The sequence below is a fragment of the Actinomyces succiniciruminis genome (assembly GCF_900002405.1).
In the GTDB taxonomy this organism is placed as follows: Bacteria; Actinomycetota; Actinomycetes; order Actinomycetales; family Actinomycetaceae; genus Actinomyces; species Actinomyces succiniciruminis.
Map to the genome: position 1 here is coordinate 1 of NZ_LK995488.1, position 15,534 is coordinate 15,534.

Genomic DNA, 15,534 nt, shown 5'->3' on the forward strand with positions numbered 1-15,534 from the left:
GCCCCGCCCCGCTACGGCATCACCGTCGCGGACCCCGCCGAGCTGCTCGCCGGACTCAACCCCGCCCAGGAGCAGGCCGTCACCCACGCGGGCTCGCCGCTGCTGATCATCGCCGGCGCGGGCAGCGGCAAGACCCGGGTACTGACCCACCGCATCGCCTACCTGCTGGCCACCGGCCGCGCCCGCCCCGGCGAGATCCTCGCCATCACCTTCACCAACAAGGCCGCCGCAGAGATGCGCGAGCGCGTGGCCGGCCTGGTGGGGCCCGCGGGGGAGCGCATGTGGGTGTCCACCTTCCACTCCGCCTGCGTGCGCATCCTGCGCCGCGAGCACGACGCCGCCGGGCTGCGCTCCACCTTCTCCATCTACGACGCCGCCGACTCCACCCGTCTGATCACCCTGATCGTGCGCGAGCTCGGCATCGACCCCAAGCGCTTCACCCCCAAGACCTTCGCCGCCCGCATCTCGGATCTGAAGAACGAGCTGATCACCCCGGCGGAGTTCGCCGAGCGCGCCGTGACCTCCAACCCCTTCGAGCGGCACCTGACCGAGGTGTACAGCGCGTATGTGCGGCGGCTCGCGGCCGCCAACGCCCTGGACTTCGACGACCTGATCATGCGCACGGTCCAGCTGCTGCAGGCCAAGCCGGCGGTGGCGGAGATGTACCGGCGCCGCTTCCGCCACGTGCTCGTCGACGAGTACCAGGACACCAACCACGCCCAGTACGTGCTTGTGCGCGAACTGGTGGGCGGGCCCGGCACCTCCGGCGCCGACTCACCCGTCCCACCGGGTGAACTGACCGTGGTGGGCGACTCGGACCAGTCCATCTACGCCTTCCGCGGGGCCACCATCCGCAACATCGAGGAGTTCGAGCAGGACTACCCCAGTGCGCGCACGATCCTGCTGGAGCAGAACTACCGCTCCACCCAGAACATCCTGTCCGCCGCCAACGCGGTGATCGCCCGCAACACCGGGCGCCGGGAGAAGAACCTGTGGACCGCCTCCGGCGACGGCCCCAAGATCATCGGCTACGTGGCCGACTCCGAGCACGACGAGGCCCGCTGGATCAGCTCCGAGATCGACCGGCTCGCCGACGAGTGCGGCATTCGCCCCCGCGACGTCGCCATCTTCTACCGCACCAACGCCCAGTCCCGGGCGCTGGAGGAGGCCTTCGTCCGCTCCGGCCAGCCCTACAAGGTGGTTGGCGGCACCCGCTTCTACGAGCGCCGCGAGGTCAAGGACGCCATCGCATACCTGCGCGCCGTTGACAACCCCGACGACGACGTCTCCATCCGCCGCGTCCTGAACGTCCCCAAGCGGGGCCTGGGGGACAAGGCCGAGGCCGCCCTGGCCGAGCATGCCGCCCGCTACGCCGTCTCCTTCGGCACCGCGGTGGCCGACGCCGCCGGCGCCCCGCGCCCGGGGGAGGGCGAGGGCGCGGAGCCGCCCGCCGTCGTCGGGCTGACGACGCGCGCCACCCGGCAGGTGACGGGCTTCCATGAGCTGCTCACCTCCCTGCGGCATTCGCGCGACGCCGGCGACGGCGTGGCCGACATCCTCGACGCCGCCCTGGACGCCTCCGGCTACCTGGCGGAATTGCGCGCCAGCGACGACCCGCAGGACGCCAGCCGGGTGGAGAACCTGGCCGAGTTGCACGCCGTCGCCTCCGACTTCCAGGCCGCCAACCCCGACGGGACGCTTGCCGACTTCCTCGAGCGGGTCTCGCTGGTGGCCGACTCCGACCAGCTGCCCCCCAGTGCCGACGTCGCCGACCAGGCTGAGGACCGGGAACAGGCCGAGGCCCAGGCCCGCGAGCAGGGGCAGGTCACCCTGATGACGGTGCACACCGCCAAGGGGCTGGAGTTCCCGGTCGTGTTCGTCACCGGGCTGGAGGACGGCACCTTCCCGCACGCGCGCTCGCTGGCGGACGAGACCGAGCTGGCCGAGGAGCGCCGCCTGGCCTACGTGGCCGTCACGCGCGCCCGCGAGCGCCTGTACCTGACCCGCGCCGCCGTGCGCTCCGCCTGGGGCACCGCCACCGCCATGCCCCCCTCCCGCTTCCTCGACGACGTCCCCGAAGACACGATCGAGTGGAAGCGCATCGCCTCCTCCATGGACGCGCTGCGCGGAGGCGGCACCGGCTGGGGCGCATCCTGGGACGAGGGCGGCTTCGGCGCGCGCCGCGGCTACGGGCACCGCAGTGAGGCGGCCCCCGACGACGACGGCGACTTCGCCCCCGCCATCGGCTCCGGGCGGCGCACCCGCACCGGGAAACTGGGACGGGTCGAAACTCCGAAGGACCGGGCCGAGGCGCGTCGCGCCAAGCGCCTGGCGGCGCGCGGCAAGCCGGTGCGCCTGGGCGCGGCGCAATCCGAGGCCGAGTCCGCGCAGTCCGCCCTGCCCGAGGCGGTGGCCGGGCTCAAGACCGGCGACCGGGTCCGGCACAAGACCTATGGGGAGGGCAGTGTGATCGCCATCGAGGGGACGGGCCGCTCCACCGTCGCCCGCGTGGAGTTCACGATCAACGGTGCCCGGGCGACTAAGCGCCTCATGCTGCGCCTGGCGCCGGTCGAGAAGCTCTGAGAGTCGGATCGGCGCCGCACGTTTGCACACACCCGTGCGGCGCCGCCCACGACGGGCGCCGACGATGTTATGTTGACCACGCCTATCCGAAGTTAGCGGAAGCAGGTCGCACCGCGAGCCCGGGCCACGCGCGTGGCCCAGTGCTCGTCCCTGACCCCGCTCAGCGAAGCCGCACCGACTCAGCGAAGGAGTTCCCGTGTCCTCTTGGAGTGATTCCTGCATCTGGTGGCACGTCTACCCGCTGGGCTTCACCGGTGCGCCGATTCGCCCCACCGAGGCCGAGCGGGTGCTCACCCCCCGGCTGGACGCCCTGGAACCGTGGCTGGACTATCTGATCGCCCTGGGCGCCAACGGGCTGGCGCTGGGGCCGATCTTCACTTCGGAGACCCACGGCTATGACACGGTCGACTTCTACTCCATCGACCCGCGCCTGGGGGACGACGCCGCCTTCGACCGGCTGATCGCCGCCTGCCGCCGACGCGGCATCAACGTGATGCTCGACGGCGTGTTCAACCACGTCGGCACCGCTCACCCGAGTTTCCGCGCAGCGATGGCCGGGGACGAGCGGGCACAGGAGCTGTTCCGCCTGGAGCACACCGATGCCGGCGTGACCCACCAGGACTTCGAGGGGCACCGGGGCCTGGCGGCTCTCAACCACGACTCCGACGCCGTCGTCGAGTTGGTGGCCGACGTGATGCGTCACTGGCTGCGCCGCGGGGCTATGGCCTGGCGCCTGGATGCCGCCTACGCCGTCCCCCCGGAGTTCTGGGCGCGGGTGCTGCCGCGGGTGCGCGAGGAGTTTCCCGAGGCCTGGTTCATGGGCGAGGTGATCCACGGCGACTATGCGGACATCGTGACCCGCTCCGGCATGGACTCGGTGACCCAGTACGAGTTGTGGAAGGCGATCTGGAGCTCACTGCTGGATGAGAACTTCTTCGAGCTCGACTGGTGCCTCAAGCGGCACAACGAGCTGCTTGCCGCCTTCACGCCCCTGACCTTCATCGGCAACCACGACGTCACCCGTATCGCCACCCGCCTGGGCGGCGCCAAGGCGGCCCTGGCCGTGGTGCTGCTGCTGACGGTCGGTGGTATACCGTCGATCTACTACGGGGACGAGCAGGCCTTCCGTGGGGAGAAGACCGAGCGGCTCGGCGGCGACGACGATGTGCGGCCCGCCTTCCCCGCCGGCCCCGAGCAGCTCTCGCCCCTGGGGGCGCCGATGCTGCGCCTATACCAGGACCTGATTGCCCTGCGCCGCCGCAACCCGTGGCTGGCGACGGCCACCACGGTGACTCGTCACCTCGACAACCGCGCCTACAGCTACGACACGCTGGGCCCCGACGGGCAGCGGCTCGCCGTCGAACTGCGCCTGGAGCCGGCCCCGGTCGCCGTCGTCACCGCCCCCGACGGGCAGGTGCTGCGCATCGGGGGCGACGCCGGCAGTGGTCAGTGACGGTGCGGGCGGAAGGTCGTGTCATCCAGGGCGCGGATCACCCGGGCCGGGTTGCCCACGGCCAGTGAACCCGCCGGGATATCCCGGGTGACTACGGCGCCCGCACCGATGACACAGTCGTCCCCGATGGTGACTCCGGGGCAGACGATGACTCCGCCACCGAGCCACACGTTGTCGCCAATGGTGATCGGATCCGCGGATTCCAGGCGGGCACGGCGCGGCGTCGGTTCCAGCGGGTGCACCGGGGTCAGCAGTTGCACATTCGGACCCAACTGGCAGTTCGCCCCGATCCGGATCGGGGCGACGTCCAGCGCGGTGAGTCCGTAGTTGGCGAAGGTTCCCGGCCCAATGGTGAGGTTCTCCCCGTAGTCGACGCGAACGGGCGGCAGCAGCACCGCGTCGTCTCCCAGATGCGGGATGGCGGCACGCAGGTGCTTGGCCGCGTCGGGAGCGCCCTCGTTGAAATCCCGCTCGTAGCGGGCCAACTCGCGGTGGGCGTGTGCGGCGATGCGCGCGTTTTCCGGGTCGTCGGCCACGTACCACTCACCGGCGAGCATCCGCTGCCGGTTGCTACGGCCGTCATCAGCCGGAAGATAGTCGGTGGCGGTTGCGGTGTCCGTGGGGTCGGAGCAATCGGGACGCATATGCCCGAGTGTAGTGACGGTGGGCCACCGGCGCGCTTACGCCCAGCGGCTCAGTCCGCAGCGGCTGCCCGTGCGGCCGGGGTGGTGGCCGCCATGCGCAGCACGTGCAGCGCCGTCTGTTGCAACTCGCCCAGGGTGAGGTGCTCGCCGCTGGCGTCGTCCGGCGAGTAGCCGGCCAGTACGGCGTCGTCATGTCCCTCGGCGCGCGTCGAGGACCAGGTGACGCCGCCGGGCATGAGTACGTCCACACCCGCGCGCACCCGCGTGGCGGAGTCCTTAAGCTGCGGGAAGTTCGGGTCGGGCGCGTAGCGCATCCACCAGTCGGTCATCACATTGCCCCGGTAACCCCACTCGCCGCGCAGGATGGTGGTGACCAGGTCGTAGTTGTAGTGGGCCCACTGGCCGTTGACCTTGTTGTAGCTGGTCATGATGTTGTGCGGGGCCGCCTCCTGCACGCAGATGCGGAAGCCGCGCAGGTAGATCTCCCGCAGGGCCCGTGCAGATACGCGCGAGTCGTTGTAGATGCGGTTGGTCTCCTGGTTGTTGCAGGCGAAGTGCTTGGGGCATGCCGACACCCCCTGCGACTGGATGCCGCGTACCACGGCGGCCGCCGCCAGCCCGGTCAGCAGCGGGTCCTCCGAGTAGTACTCGAAGTTGCGCCCGCACAGCGGGTCGCGGTGAATGTTCATGCCCGGCGCCAGCAGCACATCCGAGCCCTTGCGGAGCATCTCCTGCCCGTGCAGGGCGGCCAGCTCCTCCAGCAGCGGCGTATCCCAGGTGGAGGCCAGGGCGGTGCCGCAGGGCAGCAGGCTGGCGTAGGCGGAAACGCGAATCCCGGAGGGGCCGTCGGTGGTGATTACCGGGGGGACGCCCAGCTCGCGCAGGCGCTCGGTCAGCCCGCCGAAGGCACCGGCGTTGCCCGGCGCGCCCAGCGGGGAGTTCATCTCGACATCCCCATAGGCCAGCTGCGCCAGGTCGGCGGCGTCCAGTTGGGCGACGAAGGCCTCCATGGTGGCGCGCCCGGCGACCACATCACTGAACCGGATGCCGACGTCGCCCGTGGGTTCAACGGCCTGTGGCAGGTGCGCCAGGATGCGCTCACGCAGGTCGACGGTGGCCGTGGGGGCGGCCTCCCAGCCGACCTGCACCCGGCCCTCCGCGTCACGCGTCACGGTCATGCGATCGAAGGGAACGTCAGGGGCGGGGGCGAGCGCCTCCTGGAGCTGCTCGACCACCTCGGTGTTCTCCACGACGACGGCGCCGGCTTCGACGGTCTGCCGCACCGAGGTCCCCACGTGCACCGGGTAGGTGCCGGACTCGATCACCCAGGCGTGGGCGTGACCGGTCCGACCGTCGTCGTCGAAGGCGGCCAGGCGCGCCCGCGGGAAGGAGACCGTCACCTCTTGGGTCTCGCCCGGGGCGATCGCGCCGGTGCGGGTGAAGGCGACCAGTTCCCGGGCGGGGCGCGGCAGGGCGGCGTCGGCGGGCCCACCCCGGTAGACCTGCACCACCGTGGCTCCCGGCCGCGGCCCGGTGTTGGCAACCCGCACCCGCACGGTGATGTCGGCGTCGACGGAGACGGAGTCCAGGCGCGCCTGGCTCAGGTCGAAGGAGGTGTAGCCCAGGCCGTGCCCGAAGGGGAACAGCACCTTCTCGGGCGCGAAGGTCTCGAAGTAGCGGTAGCCGACGAACACGTCCTCGACGTAGTTGTTGAACTCCTGGCCGCCGAAGTTCGCGGCCGACGGGTAATCCGCGTAGGCGCGGGCAATGGTGTCGGTCAGGCGCCCACCCGGCTCGGTGAGACCGGTGAGCACGTCGGCCACGGCCCGGCCGCCCTCCATGCCGCCGGGCCAGGCCAGCAGCAGGGCGGATACGCCCAACTCCTCGGCCCAGGACAGGTCCATGACGTTGCCGGAGTTGACGATCACCACCGTGCTTTCGAAGTGCCCGGTGACCCGCTCCAGCAGGGTGCGTTCGACGTCGGTTAGGTAGTAGCCGCCGGGCTCCAGCACATTCTCCCGGTCCTCACCGGCGGCCCGGCCGATCACGACGACGGCGGTGCGGGCCCGGGAGGCGGCCGCGGCGACCAGCTCCTGGTCCACCTCCATCTCCGGGTAGAAACGCGGCCAGTTGCCCCACTCCTCGGTGGGCGGCTCCTGCGCGTTGCACCACTGCCGGTAGGTGGAGGCCAACTCGGCGTCGACGCTGACGCCCTGCTCCGCCAGGCTGCCGAGCAGGTTGGTGGTGTACACGGCGTTGACGTCACCGCCGGAGCCGTAGCCGACGGCGAACCAGTCGATCTGCACGCGGCCGAAGACCGCCACCGGCTCCGTGGGGGACAGCGGCAGCACGCCGTCGTTGGTGAGCAGGACGGTGCCCTCGGCGGCGGCTCGGCGGGCCAGCTCGGCCAGGCGCGGGTCATAGGAGCGGTCGGCGTCGGGGGCGGTAGCGGAGGTGTTCAGGTTCTGCGCGACCTCGCTGGTGGTGTTGGCGGTCATGGCTGATTGTCTCCGTAGAAGTGCATGCAGGTCGGGTGGGACGGCGGTGTCAGGCCAAGCCTAACCGTCCGTGCGGTCGGTGTGATAGGCGTCGGCGGGCCCGTCCTCGGCGAGCTCCTCCTCAAGTTGCTCCAGGCCGGTTTTGGTCGACAGCGGGATCGGCTTGAACAGGCCCGCGACTGCCGCCGCCACCAGCAGCACCGGGGCCAGCGACAGCAGCACGGGAGCCAGCGCATGGTGGTAGGCGTCCACCACTGCGGCGCCCGTGGTGGCATTCAGGCTCCGAGCGATGGCCGGAGTGATTGAAGCGGCCTCATGCGAGTCGAAGCCGAGGGAGAGTAGGGACGCGGTCAGGCGGCCGGTGAACAGCACACCAACGACCGTGTTGCCGATCGACACCCCGATCTCCCGGAAGAAGTTATTGGTGGAGGTGGCGGTGCCGAGCATGCTGGCGGGTAGCGCGTTCTGGATAACGAGGACGCTGAGCTGCAGGAACATCCCAATGCCGATTTCCAGGACGAATACGGCCACGCCGGTCCAGGCCACGGGGGCGTCGGCGGGCAGCAGACCCAGCATGGCCATGCCGGTCGCGGCCACCAGCGAGCCCACGATCGGGAAGGGCTTGTAGCGGCCGGTGCGGGTGACCAGAGTGCCTGACAACAGCGACCCGGTGAACATTCCGACGCTGCCCGGCACCAGCAGCAGACCGGACATGGTGGCGGAGACGCCGTGGACCATCTGCAGGTAGGTCGGCAGGTACCCGTTCATGCCGAACATGCAGGCAGCCATGAGCACCGAGACGACGGTGGCGATGATGAAGGTGTGATCGGTCAGCACCTGCAGCGGCAGGATCGGGTCTGTGGCTCGCCTCTCCACCGGGACGACGGCGGCCCAGGCGGCCACGGTGATGCCGATGAGCCCCAGCATTACCGGGCTGCTCCAGGCGTATGTGGTCCCGCCCCAGGTGGCGATGAGGACGATCCCCGCGGCGCCGATGCTGGTCAGTGCCAGCCCGGCCCAGTCGACGCTGAAGCTGCTGGAGCGCCGCGGCATGCGCAGCGCGATGGCTACCGCCACCCAGGCGAACAGGCCGAAAGGCAGGAAGAACCAGAAGATCCAGCGCCAACCGAGCCAGTCCGACAGCCATCCGCCCAGAAGCGGGCCGAGAATGGCGGCAATGCCGAACATGGCGCCCATGGGCGCCATGTAGGTGCCGCGTACACGTGGCGGGATGATGTCGCCGGTGATGGCCTGAGAGCAGATCATCAGGCCACCACCTCCCAGGCCCTGTACGAAGCGGAAGACCGTGAAGGCAAACATGTCGGTCGCCAGGCCGCACAGGGCCGAGCCCCCGACGAACAGCGCAATGGCCAGCAGGTAGAGCCGCTTGCGGCCCACCAGGTCGCCGAGCTTGCCGTTGATCGGCATGGCCAGCGTCTGGCCGAGCGTGTAGGCGGTGATTGCCCAGGACATGTGTGCCACGCCGCCCAGGTCCCCGATGACGGTCGGCAGTGCGGTGGCGATCACCGTGTGGTACATCGCGGTGAGGAACTGGACCATCATCAGGCAGATGTACACGACCCAGAACCGCCGGTCGGGGCGGAAGGTCATGCCCTCGACGGTGCCGGAGATCCCCTGCGAATTCGGCTGCGCGTTCATCTGTTCGCCATGCGTGGGGGTGTTGCTCATTACCTCGAATCTCTCCTCGCGGCACGCCAAGTGGGGAGGGGCCCGAAGCCGGGAAGGGCGTGCCGCGCAACAAATCTTGCCAAACGGGCGGGTGCGCTGCGAAACGCCTGCGGAGAGGTATTGGGCACCCCTGGTGCACAGGAGTCGACCATCCCGTTGGGTCACGGTCTCATAACGAAGATTCCTGTCGGTTGCGGGCTGCGTTCCGGCGAGCTGCTGGCTGGGCTACATTGGTCTCGCCATACAGTCGACGCGCGTCGACGGCGTGTGTTCGCCCAACGAGTGAGCGAGCTCGCGCGTGGTGTTTCAAGGAGGAAAAGCACATGGCATCTCGTCTACCCCGTCGTCGTTTCATCCAGGGGTCAGCTGTGGTCGCGGCCCTGTCCGCCGCGGCCGCCTGTTCCGGCGGCGGATCCAACAGTTCAGGCACGAGCGCATCCGCCGCGTCAACGGCCGACTTCACCGGCACGGGACCGATCACCTGGGTGCAGGGCAAGGACAACTCTGATGGCAAGGTGCAAGAGCGCATTGACGAGTGGAACGAGCTCTACCCCGATGAGAAGGTCACGCTGATCGAGTTGTCCGCCGAGGCCGACCAACAGCGGCAGTCCCTCATCAACAACGCCCAGACGCAGTCCGATGCGTACGACGTGATCTCCATCGACAATGTATGGGTGGCCGAGTTCGCGGCCAACCAGTGGGTCGTGCCGTTGCCCACGGATGAGCTTAAGAACGACGACATCATCGAATCGGTGTGGGAGACCGGCCTGTACATGGGCACGTTGTACGGGATGCCGTTCGCGACGGACTCGTCGATCATGTTCTATCGCAAGGACTTCCTCCAGGAGGCCGGCGTAGAGGTCCCCACCACCTGGGATGAGGTCAAGTCCGCCATCGACGCCGTGCGGGCTCTGCCCGGTCATGAGGACATTGGCGGGTTCGGCGGCCAGTTCGCCAAGTACGAGGGCCTGACCTGCTGTGCCAGCGAGTTCATCAACACCGCCGGCGGATCCTTCTACGACGATGAGGGCAACGTCACCATCAACTCTCCGGAAGCGATCGCCGGACTGCAAACCTTGATCGACGGGTTCAAGGACGGTTACATCCCCACCGATTCCCTGGAGTGGAAGGAGGAGGACGGGCGCAACGCCTTCGAGGCCGGCAACCTGCTCTTCTACCGGCAGTGGCCCTACCAGTACGCCAACAACATGGCGGCCCTCGGGGAGGAGAAGTTCGGCGTCGCCGCCCTGCCCAGCATCAACGGCAACGACTTCGTCCCCACCCTGGGCGGGCACAACTGCGGAATCTCCGCCTATTCGAAGAACAAGGCCACGGCGCTGAAGTTCGTCCAGTGGTGGACGAGCCAGGAGTCTGAGAAGTACGCGCTTGAGACGCAGACCCTCGCGCCTGTCATCGGATCCCTGTACGAGGATTCCGAGATGCTTGAGCAGTTCCCCTACCTGCCGACGCTGCGCGAGTCGCTCGACTCGGCGAAGGGGCGTCCGAAGGCAGTCTCCTACGGTGATGTGACCGCCGCTATCCAGGACGCCATCTACCCGGCCATTCAGCAGCAGACCACGGCCGAAGACGCCATCGCCACTCTCGAGAGCTCGCTGAACGCCCTGTCCTGACGCGCAACAAGGCCCCGGCGGGGCTGACGTCGGTTGAAGTGCGCGCCGTCCAACCCGTGGTGGGGCGGGAAACGTACCCGCCCCACACGCCGGGCGTCTTGCGCGTGCCCGCGGCGCGGCTGCGCAACCGGTTGCCCTAACAGTGAACCAGATGAGTCAAAGACATGAGCCTGCCATGAGCACCAATATTCAAGTGCCGGATGTGAATCGCCGGTCGAAGGCCAGTCGGGCACAGTCACGTCTGGCGTGGCTGCTAATCACCCCGACGATGATCGTACTGACGATCGTCATCATCATTCCCGTCATCCAGTCCCTACAGCAGTCCCTGTACGGCAAGGCCGGACTCGACCCGGAAACCGGGTTCGTTTCCGACGTCGAGCCCTTCATCGGACTGGACAACTACTCCGCCATCTTCAGCGACGCCGGATCCCGGTTCTGGACCGCCGCGTGGAACACCACCTTGTTCGGCGTCGTCACGGTGGTCCTGGAGACCATCCTCGGCGTGGCAATGGCGCTGATCATGCACCGGGCCATGCGCGGGCGCGGCTTCGTCCGCGCGGCGATCCTGGTCCCGTGGGCCATCCCCACCGCCGTCTCCGCCATCCTGTGGAGCTGGATCTTCAATCAGAACGGCGTAGCCAACGCCATCCTGGGCCAGCACATCATGTGGGCCTCGGGTAATGCATCAGCGAAGCTGACCATCATCATCGCCGACGTGTGGAAGACCGCCCCCTATATCGGGCTGCTCACGCTCGCCGGACTTCAGGTGATCCCGGACGAGGTCTATGAGGCCGCCAAGATCGACGGGGCGAATGCTTGGAAGCGCTTCACCCGGATCACGCTGCCACTGGTAAAGCCCGCGCTGGTGGTTGCGGTCTTGTTCCGTGCCCTGGATGCGTTGCGGATGTTCGATCTGCCCTACATCCTGATCGGTCCCCGTAAGAGTTCCGTTGAGACTCTCTCCATGCTCGTACAGGACGAGGCCTCCAACCTGCGCTATGGCTCGGCGGCCGCCTACGCGCTCATCCTGTTCCTGTACGTGTTCATCTTCGCCTTCGCGTTCACACGCATCACCCACGCCGACCTGGGTGCCAGCGCCCCGCGCCGTGGCAGCAGACGGGGCCGCAAACTCCCCGCCACGGTATTCCTGCCGCGACGGCGGCGAGCGGCGGCCGACGCAACGCATGCGAACCCCATCCTCGAGACCAGTGAGAGGAGCGCGTCATGAGTGCAGCAGCCGCTTCGGCGCCGGTGATCGAGCGTCCCCGGAAGAAGTTCGACTGGGCCGGCGCACTGTCCACCTTCGGCATCGTCCTCATCGTCATCTACTGTCTCGCCCCGTTCTACTGGATGTTGGTGTCCTCCCTGCGGCCCGACACGGAGATCTTCGAGAACACCTGGTGGCCCAGGCACGTGTCCTTCGAGAACTACCAGGCGGTGTTCTCCGCCAAGAACAACTTCGGGCAAGGGCTGATCAACTCGCTCATCGTCTCCGTGGTGGTGACCGTGGTTGCCCTGGCAATTGCCACCTTCGCCTCCTACGCGCTCGCCCGGCTGGACTTCCGCGGCAAGAGCGTGCTGCTGCTGGTGGTGCTGGCGACCTCCATGTTCCCGCTCGTGGCCATCATCGTGCCGCTGCTGAAGAACTTCTCAGCCTGGGGCTGGATCAACACCTATCAGGCCATGATCATCCCGGACCTGTCGTTCTCACTGCCGCTGGCCGTGTGGAACCTGACCAGTTTCTTTCGCCAGATGCCTCAGGAGTTGGAGCAGTCCGCCATGGTTGACGGCTGCACGCCCGGGCAGGCGTTCCGCAAGGTCATTCTGCCGATCGCCGCGCCCGGAATCTTCACCACCGCGATCATCATCTTCATCGGCGCCTGGAATGAATTCCTGGTGGCCGTCACGATGATCAATGACCCGACCATGCAGCCGGCCACCGTACTGCTGTCGAAGTTCACCGGCGCCTCCCAGTTCAACACGCCCTTCGGCTCACAGATGGCTGCGGGCGTGGTGATGACACTGCCGTTGGTGATCATGGTGCTGCTTTTCCAGCGCCGTATCGTTGCCGGCCTGGCCGCGGGCGGCCTGAAGCAGTGACCCATGTGGTCCGGGTGCGCGCTGTAGGAGGGCGCGCACCCGGACCACAGGCCTGCCGCCTGTCTTCTGTACTAACTTATGTACCTACTCATTCCGTGTCCGGGCGGCCGCTCCTCTACCGCCCGGACTCCGATCCCGCTCCAGGACACACAAGACCTCATGACCTCGCTTGCCCCGCTTGTGACCGTGCGCAATGACCAGGACGCCTGGTGGCGCGACGCCGTCATCTACCAGATCTATCCCCGCTCCTTCGCCGACTCCGACGGCGACGGCCTCGGTGACCTGCCCGGCATCACCTCTCACATGGACCACTTGGCCGCTCTGGGGGTGGATGCCATCTGGCTGTCGCCCTTCTACCCGTCTCCGCAGGTTGACGCCGGCTACGACGTGGCCGACTACTTCGACGTGGCCCCCGAGTACGGGACACTGGCGGACTTCGACGAAATGGTGGCCGCCGCCCGCGCCGTCGGCATCAGGGTTGTGATCGACCTGGTGCCCAACCACTCCTCCGACCAGCACGCCTGGTTCCGTGCGGCGCTGCAGGCGGGACCCGGCTCACCGGAGCGCGAGCGTTACATCTTCCGCCACAGCCCGGACGGGCCGCCCAACAACTGGGGCAGTCTGTTCGGCGGCCCGGCGTGGACTCGGGTCGAGCCGCTTACCGGCCGGGAGGAGGACCGCGGTTGGTGGTACTTGCACCTGTTCGCCGCGGAGCAGCCCGACTTCAACTGGGACCACCCCGACGTACACGAGATGTTCCGCGAATTCCTGCGCTTCTGGGCTGGGCGCGGGGTGGACGGCTTCCGCGTGGACGTCGCCCACGGCCTGGTCAAGGCTCCCGGTCTGCCCGACGACGCTCTGGGGGAGGACCGCTGGCGCGGCACCGCCGTCGACGATGAGCGGCCCAAGACCGCCGACAACGGTCCCATGTTCGACCAGCCCGGTGTACACGACATCTATCGCGACTGGCGCAGCGTGCTCAGCGGCATCCGCCCCGACATCCTGCTGGTGGCCGAGGCCTGGGTGGATCCGCCCGAGCAGATGGCCAAGTACGTCCGCGAGGATGAGATGAGTCAGGCCTTCAACTTCGACTACCTCAAGTCCCCCTGGCGTGCCCCCGACCTGCGCAGAGTCATCGACACCTCAATGGCAGCCAATGCCGCCGTGGGCGCGCCAACCACCTGGGTATTGTCCAACCACGACGTCGTCCGTCACGCCACCCGTTTTGGGTTTGCTCCCGGCGCCGAGCCGGACGATGGCATCGGCGCCGAGGATCCGCAGCCTGACACCGCCCTGGGGCTGCGCAAGGCCCGCGCCGCCACTCTGTTCGCCCTCGGTCTGCCCGGCAGCATGTACATGTTCCAGGGGGAGGAGCTGGGCCTGCCTGAGCACACCACCATGGACGACGCCTGCCGCCAGGACCCGGCCTGGCTGCGCACCGACAAGCGCACGCGCGGGCGTGACGGCTGCCGTGTTCCCCTGCCCTGGGCTGCCACTGGACCCGCCTGCGGCTTCAACACCACCGGGCGGACCTGGCTGCCACAGCCCGATGGCTGGGGCGTCTACGCCCCTGCCGTACAGGAGTCCGACCCCGACTCCACCCTGTCCATGTACCGGCGCGCCATCGCCGCCAGGCGCGAATGGCAGTTGGGGCGGGGCGAGGTCGAATGGGTGCAGGATCTGCCCGAGCAGGTGCTTGCCTTCCGCAACGGTGAGGTCACTGTTGCTATCAATATGGGGGACGGGGAGGCCGTGCTGCCGTTGACGGGTGCGGTGCTGGTGCAGTCTTGGAGCGGGCAGACGGGCGGACGCCTTGACGCCATCACCGTTCCCGCGAACGCCGCCGTGTGGCTAGCCGCATGAGTTGAGGCAGGGCGGGCGGCCCCATCAGACCCTGGAAGGAGAACGCATGGCCACCCGCGCCGAGGTCGCACGCCTGGCCGGAGTCTCTCCGTCAACCGTCACCTATGTCCTGACGGGACAGCGACCCACCACCCGGGCCACGCGGGAGCGGGTGCAGCGCGCCATCGACGAGTTGGGTTATCGGCCCAACCGGCATGCCTCCATGCTGGCGGCTCGCTCGGTGCGCACAGTCGGGGTGCTGTTTCGCATGCAGCGCTCCGGCATTGATGTCAACGATCTGGAGTATGTCGAGGGTCTGCGCCAGGGCGTGGAGCCGCAGGGCATGCAGGTTTTCGTTCCCGTGGGACGGCGTTCGGGACCGATGGACGCGCTGGAGGCCCTGGTTCGCTCCCGGGCGCTGGAGGCCGCCGTCCTCATGGACGTAGCCATTGACGACGAACGTGAGGAGTATCTGCTGGGGGAGGGCGTGCCGACCGTGCTGATTGGCACGTCGAACCGTGCCGACGGCGCGCCGGGGGTGGACGCCGACTTCGAGCGGATGGCGGATCTGGGTGTGCACCACCTAGTGGAGCTCGGCCACCGCCGCATCCTGTTCCTCATGCGCGATGTGCATGCCGATAGGTCTCACGCCTATGCGGCTCAGAGCCAGGCTGTACGTCAGGCCGCCCGTAGGCATGGGGTTGAGGCCGTGTTCCGTTCTTGTCCCGACAACGTCATTGCCGGCGCGCATGTACTCGGACCAGACGGGCTGCCGGGGGGATGCACAGCCGTGGTCTCCAACAACGCCAGTGCGCTCGAAGGCGTGATTGCGGCGGCGTGGGCGCGCGGCCTGTCTCTTCCAAGCGATCTGTCCCTCGTGTCGGTCGGCTTGACCGCGGCCCGCACCCCGGCTGGGGACTTGGTAACCGAGGTAGGGGTGGACCGGCCGGCGCTCGGGCGTATGGCCGGGGACCTGCTATTGCATTACCTGACCGATGATTCAGTATCCGGTGTAACGCTGGTCGAGCCGCGCCTGATTGACCACGGTTCGACCGCCTCGCCGGGCCCTGCCTGATCCGCCGAGGTCGGTCGGC

At 68.3% G+C, this 15,534-nt stretch carries 10 protein-coding genes; 7 read left to right on the forward strand and 3 right to left on the reverse strand.

Annotation, left to right across the window (positions count from 1 at the left end):
• Together BN1056_RS05460 and BN1056_RS05465 are read left to right on the forward strand one after the other, a co-directional pair.
• Positions 1-2,583: UvrD-helicase domain-containing protein (locus tag BN1056_RS05460; protein WP_210579648.1), on the forward strand; the 2,583-nt coding region annotated here is incomplete at its 5' end.
• A 196-nt stretch (positions 2,584-2,779) separates the two neighbouring features.
• Complete coding sequence (locus BN1056_RS05465) at positions 2,780-4,036, forward strand: alpha-amylase family protein (protein WP_210579649.1); 1,257 nt, start codon at positions 2,780-2,782, stop codon at positions 4,034-4,036.
• Here BN1056_RS05465 and BN1056_RS05470 read toward each other — a convergent pair.
• Genes BN1056_RS05470 through BN1056_RS05480 form a run of 3 tightly spaced genes read right to left on the reverse strand, consistent with a single transcriptional unit; the run spans position 4,030 to position 8,867 of the window.
• The gene (locus BN1056_RS05470; protein WP_244671531.1) at positions 4,030-4,680 is read right to left on the reverse strand and encodes a sugar O-acetyltransferase; all 651 of its coding nucleotides are present in this window, start codon (positions 4,678-4,680) and stop codon (positions 4,030-4,032) included. The genes BN1056_RS05465 and BN1056_RS05470 overlap by 7 nt on opposite strands.
• A 50-nt stretch (positions 4,681-4,730) precedes the next feature.
• Positions 4,731-7,178 carry a glycoside hydrolase family 3 C-terminal domain-containing protein gene (locus BN1056_RS05475; protein ID WP_210579651.1) on the reverse strand — a complete coding sequence of 816 codons (2,448 nt, stop codon included), beginning with the start codon at positions 7,176-7,178 and terminating at the stop codon, positions 4,731-4,733.
• Between the two features lie 60 nt (positions 7,179-7,238).
• Positions 7,239-8,867, reverse strand: coding sequence for an MDR family MFS transporter (locus BN1056_RS05480; protein WP_244671532.1), 1,629 nt, complete (start codon positions 8,865-8,867; stop codon positions 7,239-7,241).
• A gap of 323 nt (positions 8,868-9,190) precedes the next feature.
• On the opposite strand from BN1056_RS05480, the gene BN1056_RS05485 reads away from it, so the two are divergent.
• The 5 genes from BN1056_RS05485 (at position 9,191) to BN1056_RS05505 (ending at position 15,515) form a co-directional block, all read left to right on the forward strand.
• Complete coding sequence (locus tag BN1056_RS05485) at positions 9,191-10,498, forward strand: ABC transporter substrate-binding protein (RefSeq protein ID WP_210579652.1); 1,308 nt, start codon at positions 9,191-9,193, stop codon at positions 10,496-10,498.
• A 175-nt stretch (positions 10,499-10,673) separates the two neighbouring features.
• The gene (locus BN1056_RS05490) at positions 10,674-11,726 is read left to right on the forward strand and encodes a carbohydrate ABC transporter permease (RefSeq protein ID WP_210579655.1); all 1,053 of its coding nucleotides are present in this window, start codon (positions 10,674-10,676) and stop codon (positions 11,724-11,726) included.
• A complete protein-coding gene (locus BN1056_RS05495) occupies positions 11,723-12,598 on the forward strand; it encodes a carbohydrate ABC transporter permease (protein ID WP_210579657.1) in 876 nt (291 codons plus the stop codon). The genes BN1056_RS05490 and BN1056_RS05495 overlap by 4 nt, the downstream gene beginning before the upstream one ends.
• A 159-nt stretch (positions 12,599-12,757) precedes the next feature.
• Positions 12,758-14,461, forward strand: coding sequence for a glycoside hydrolase family 13 protein (locus BN1056_RS05500; protein WP_210579659.1), 1,704 nt, complete (start codon positions 12,758-12,760; stop codon positions 14,459-14,461).
• Between the two features lie 46 nt (positions 14,462-14,507).
• Positions 14,508-15,515, forward strand: coding sequence for a LacI family DNA-binding transcriptional regulator (locus BN1056_RS05505; RefSeq protein WP_210579661.1), 1,008 nt, complete (start codon positions 14,508-14,510; stop codon positions 15,513-15,515).
• Positions 15,516-15,534: the final 19 nt, after the last annotated feature.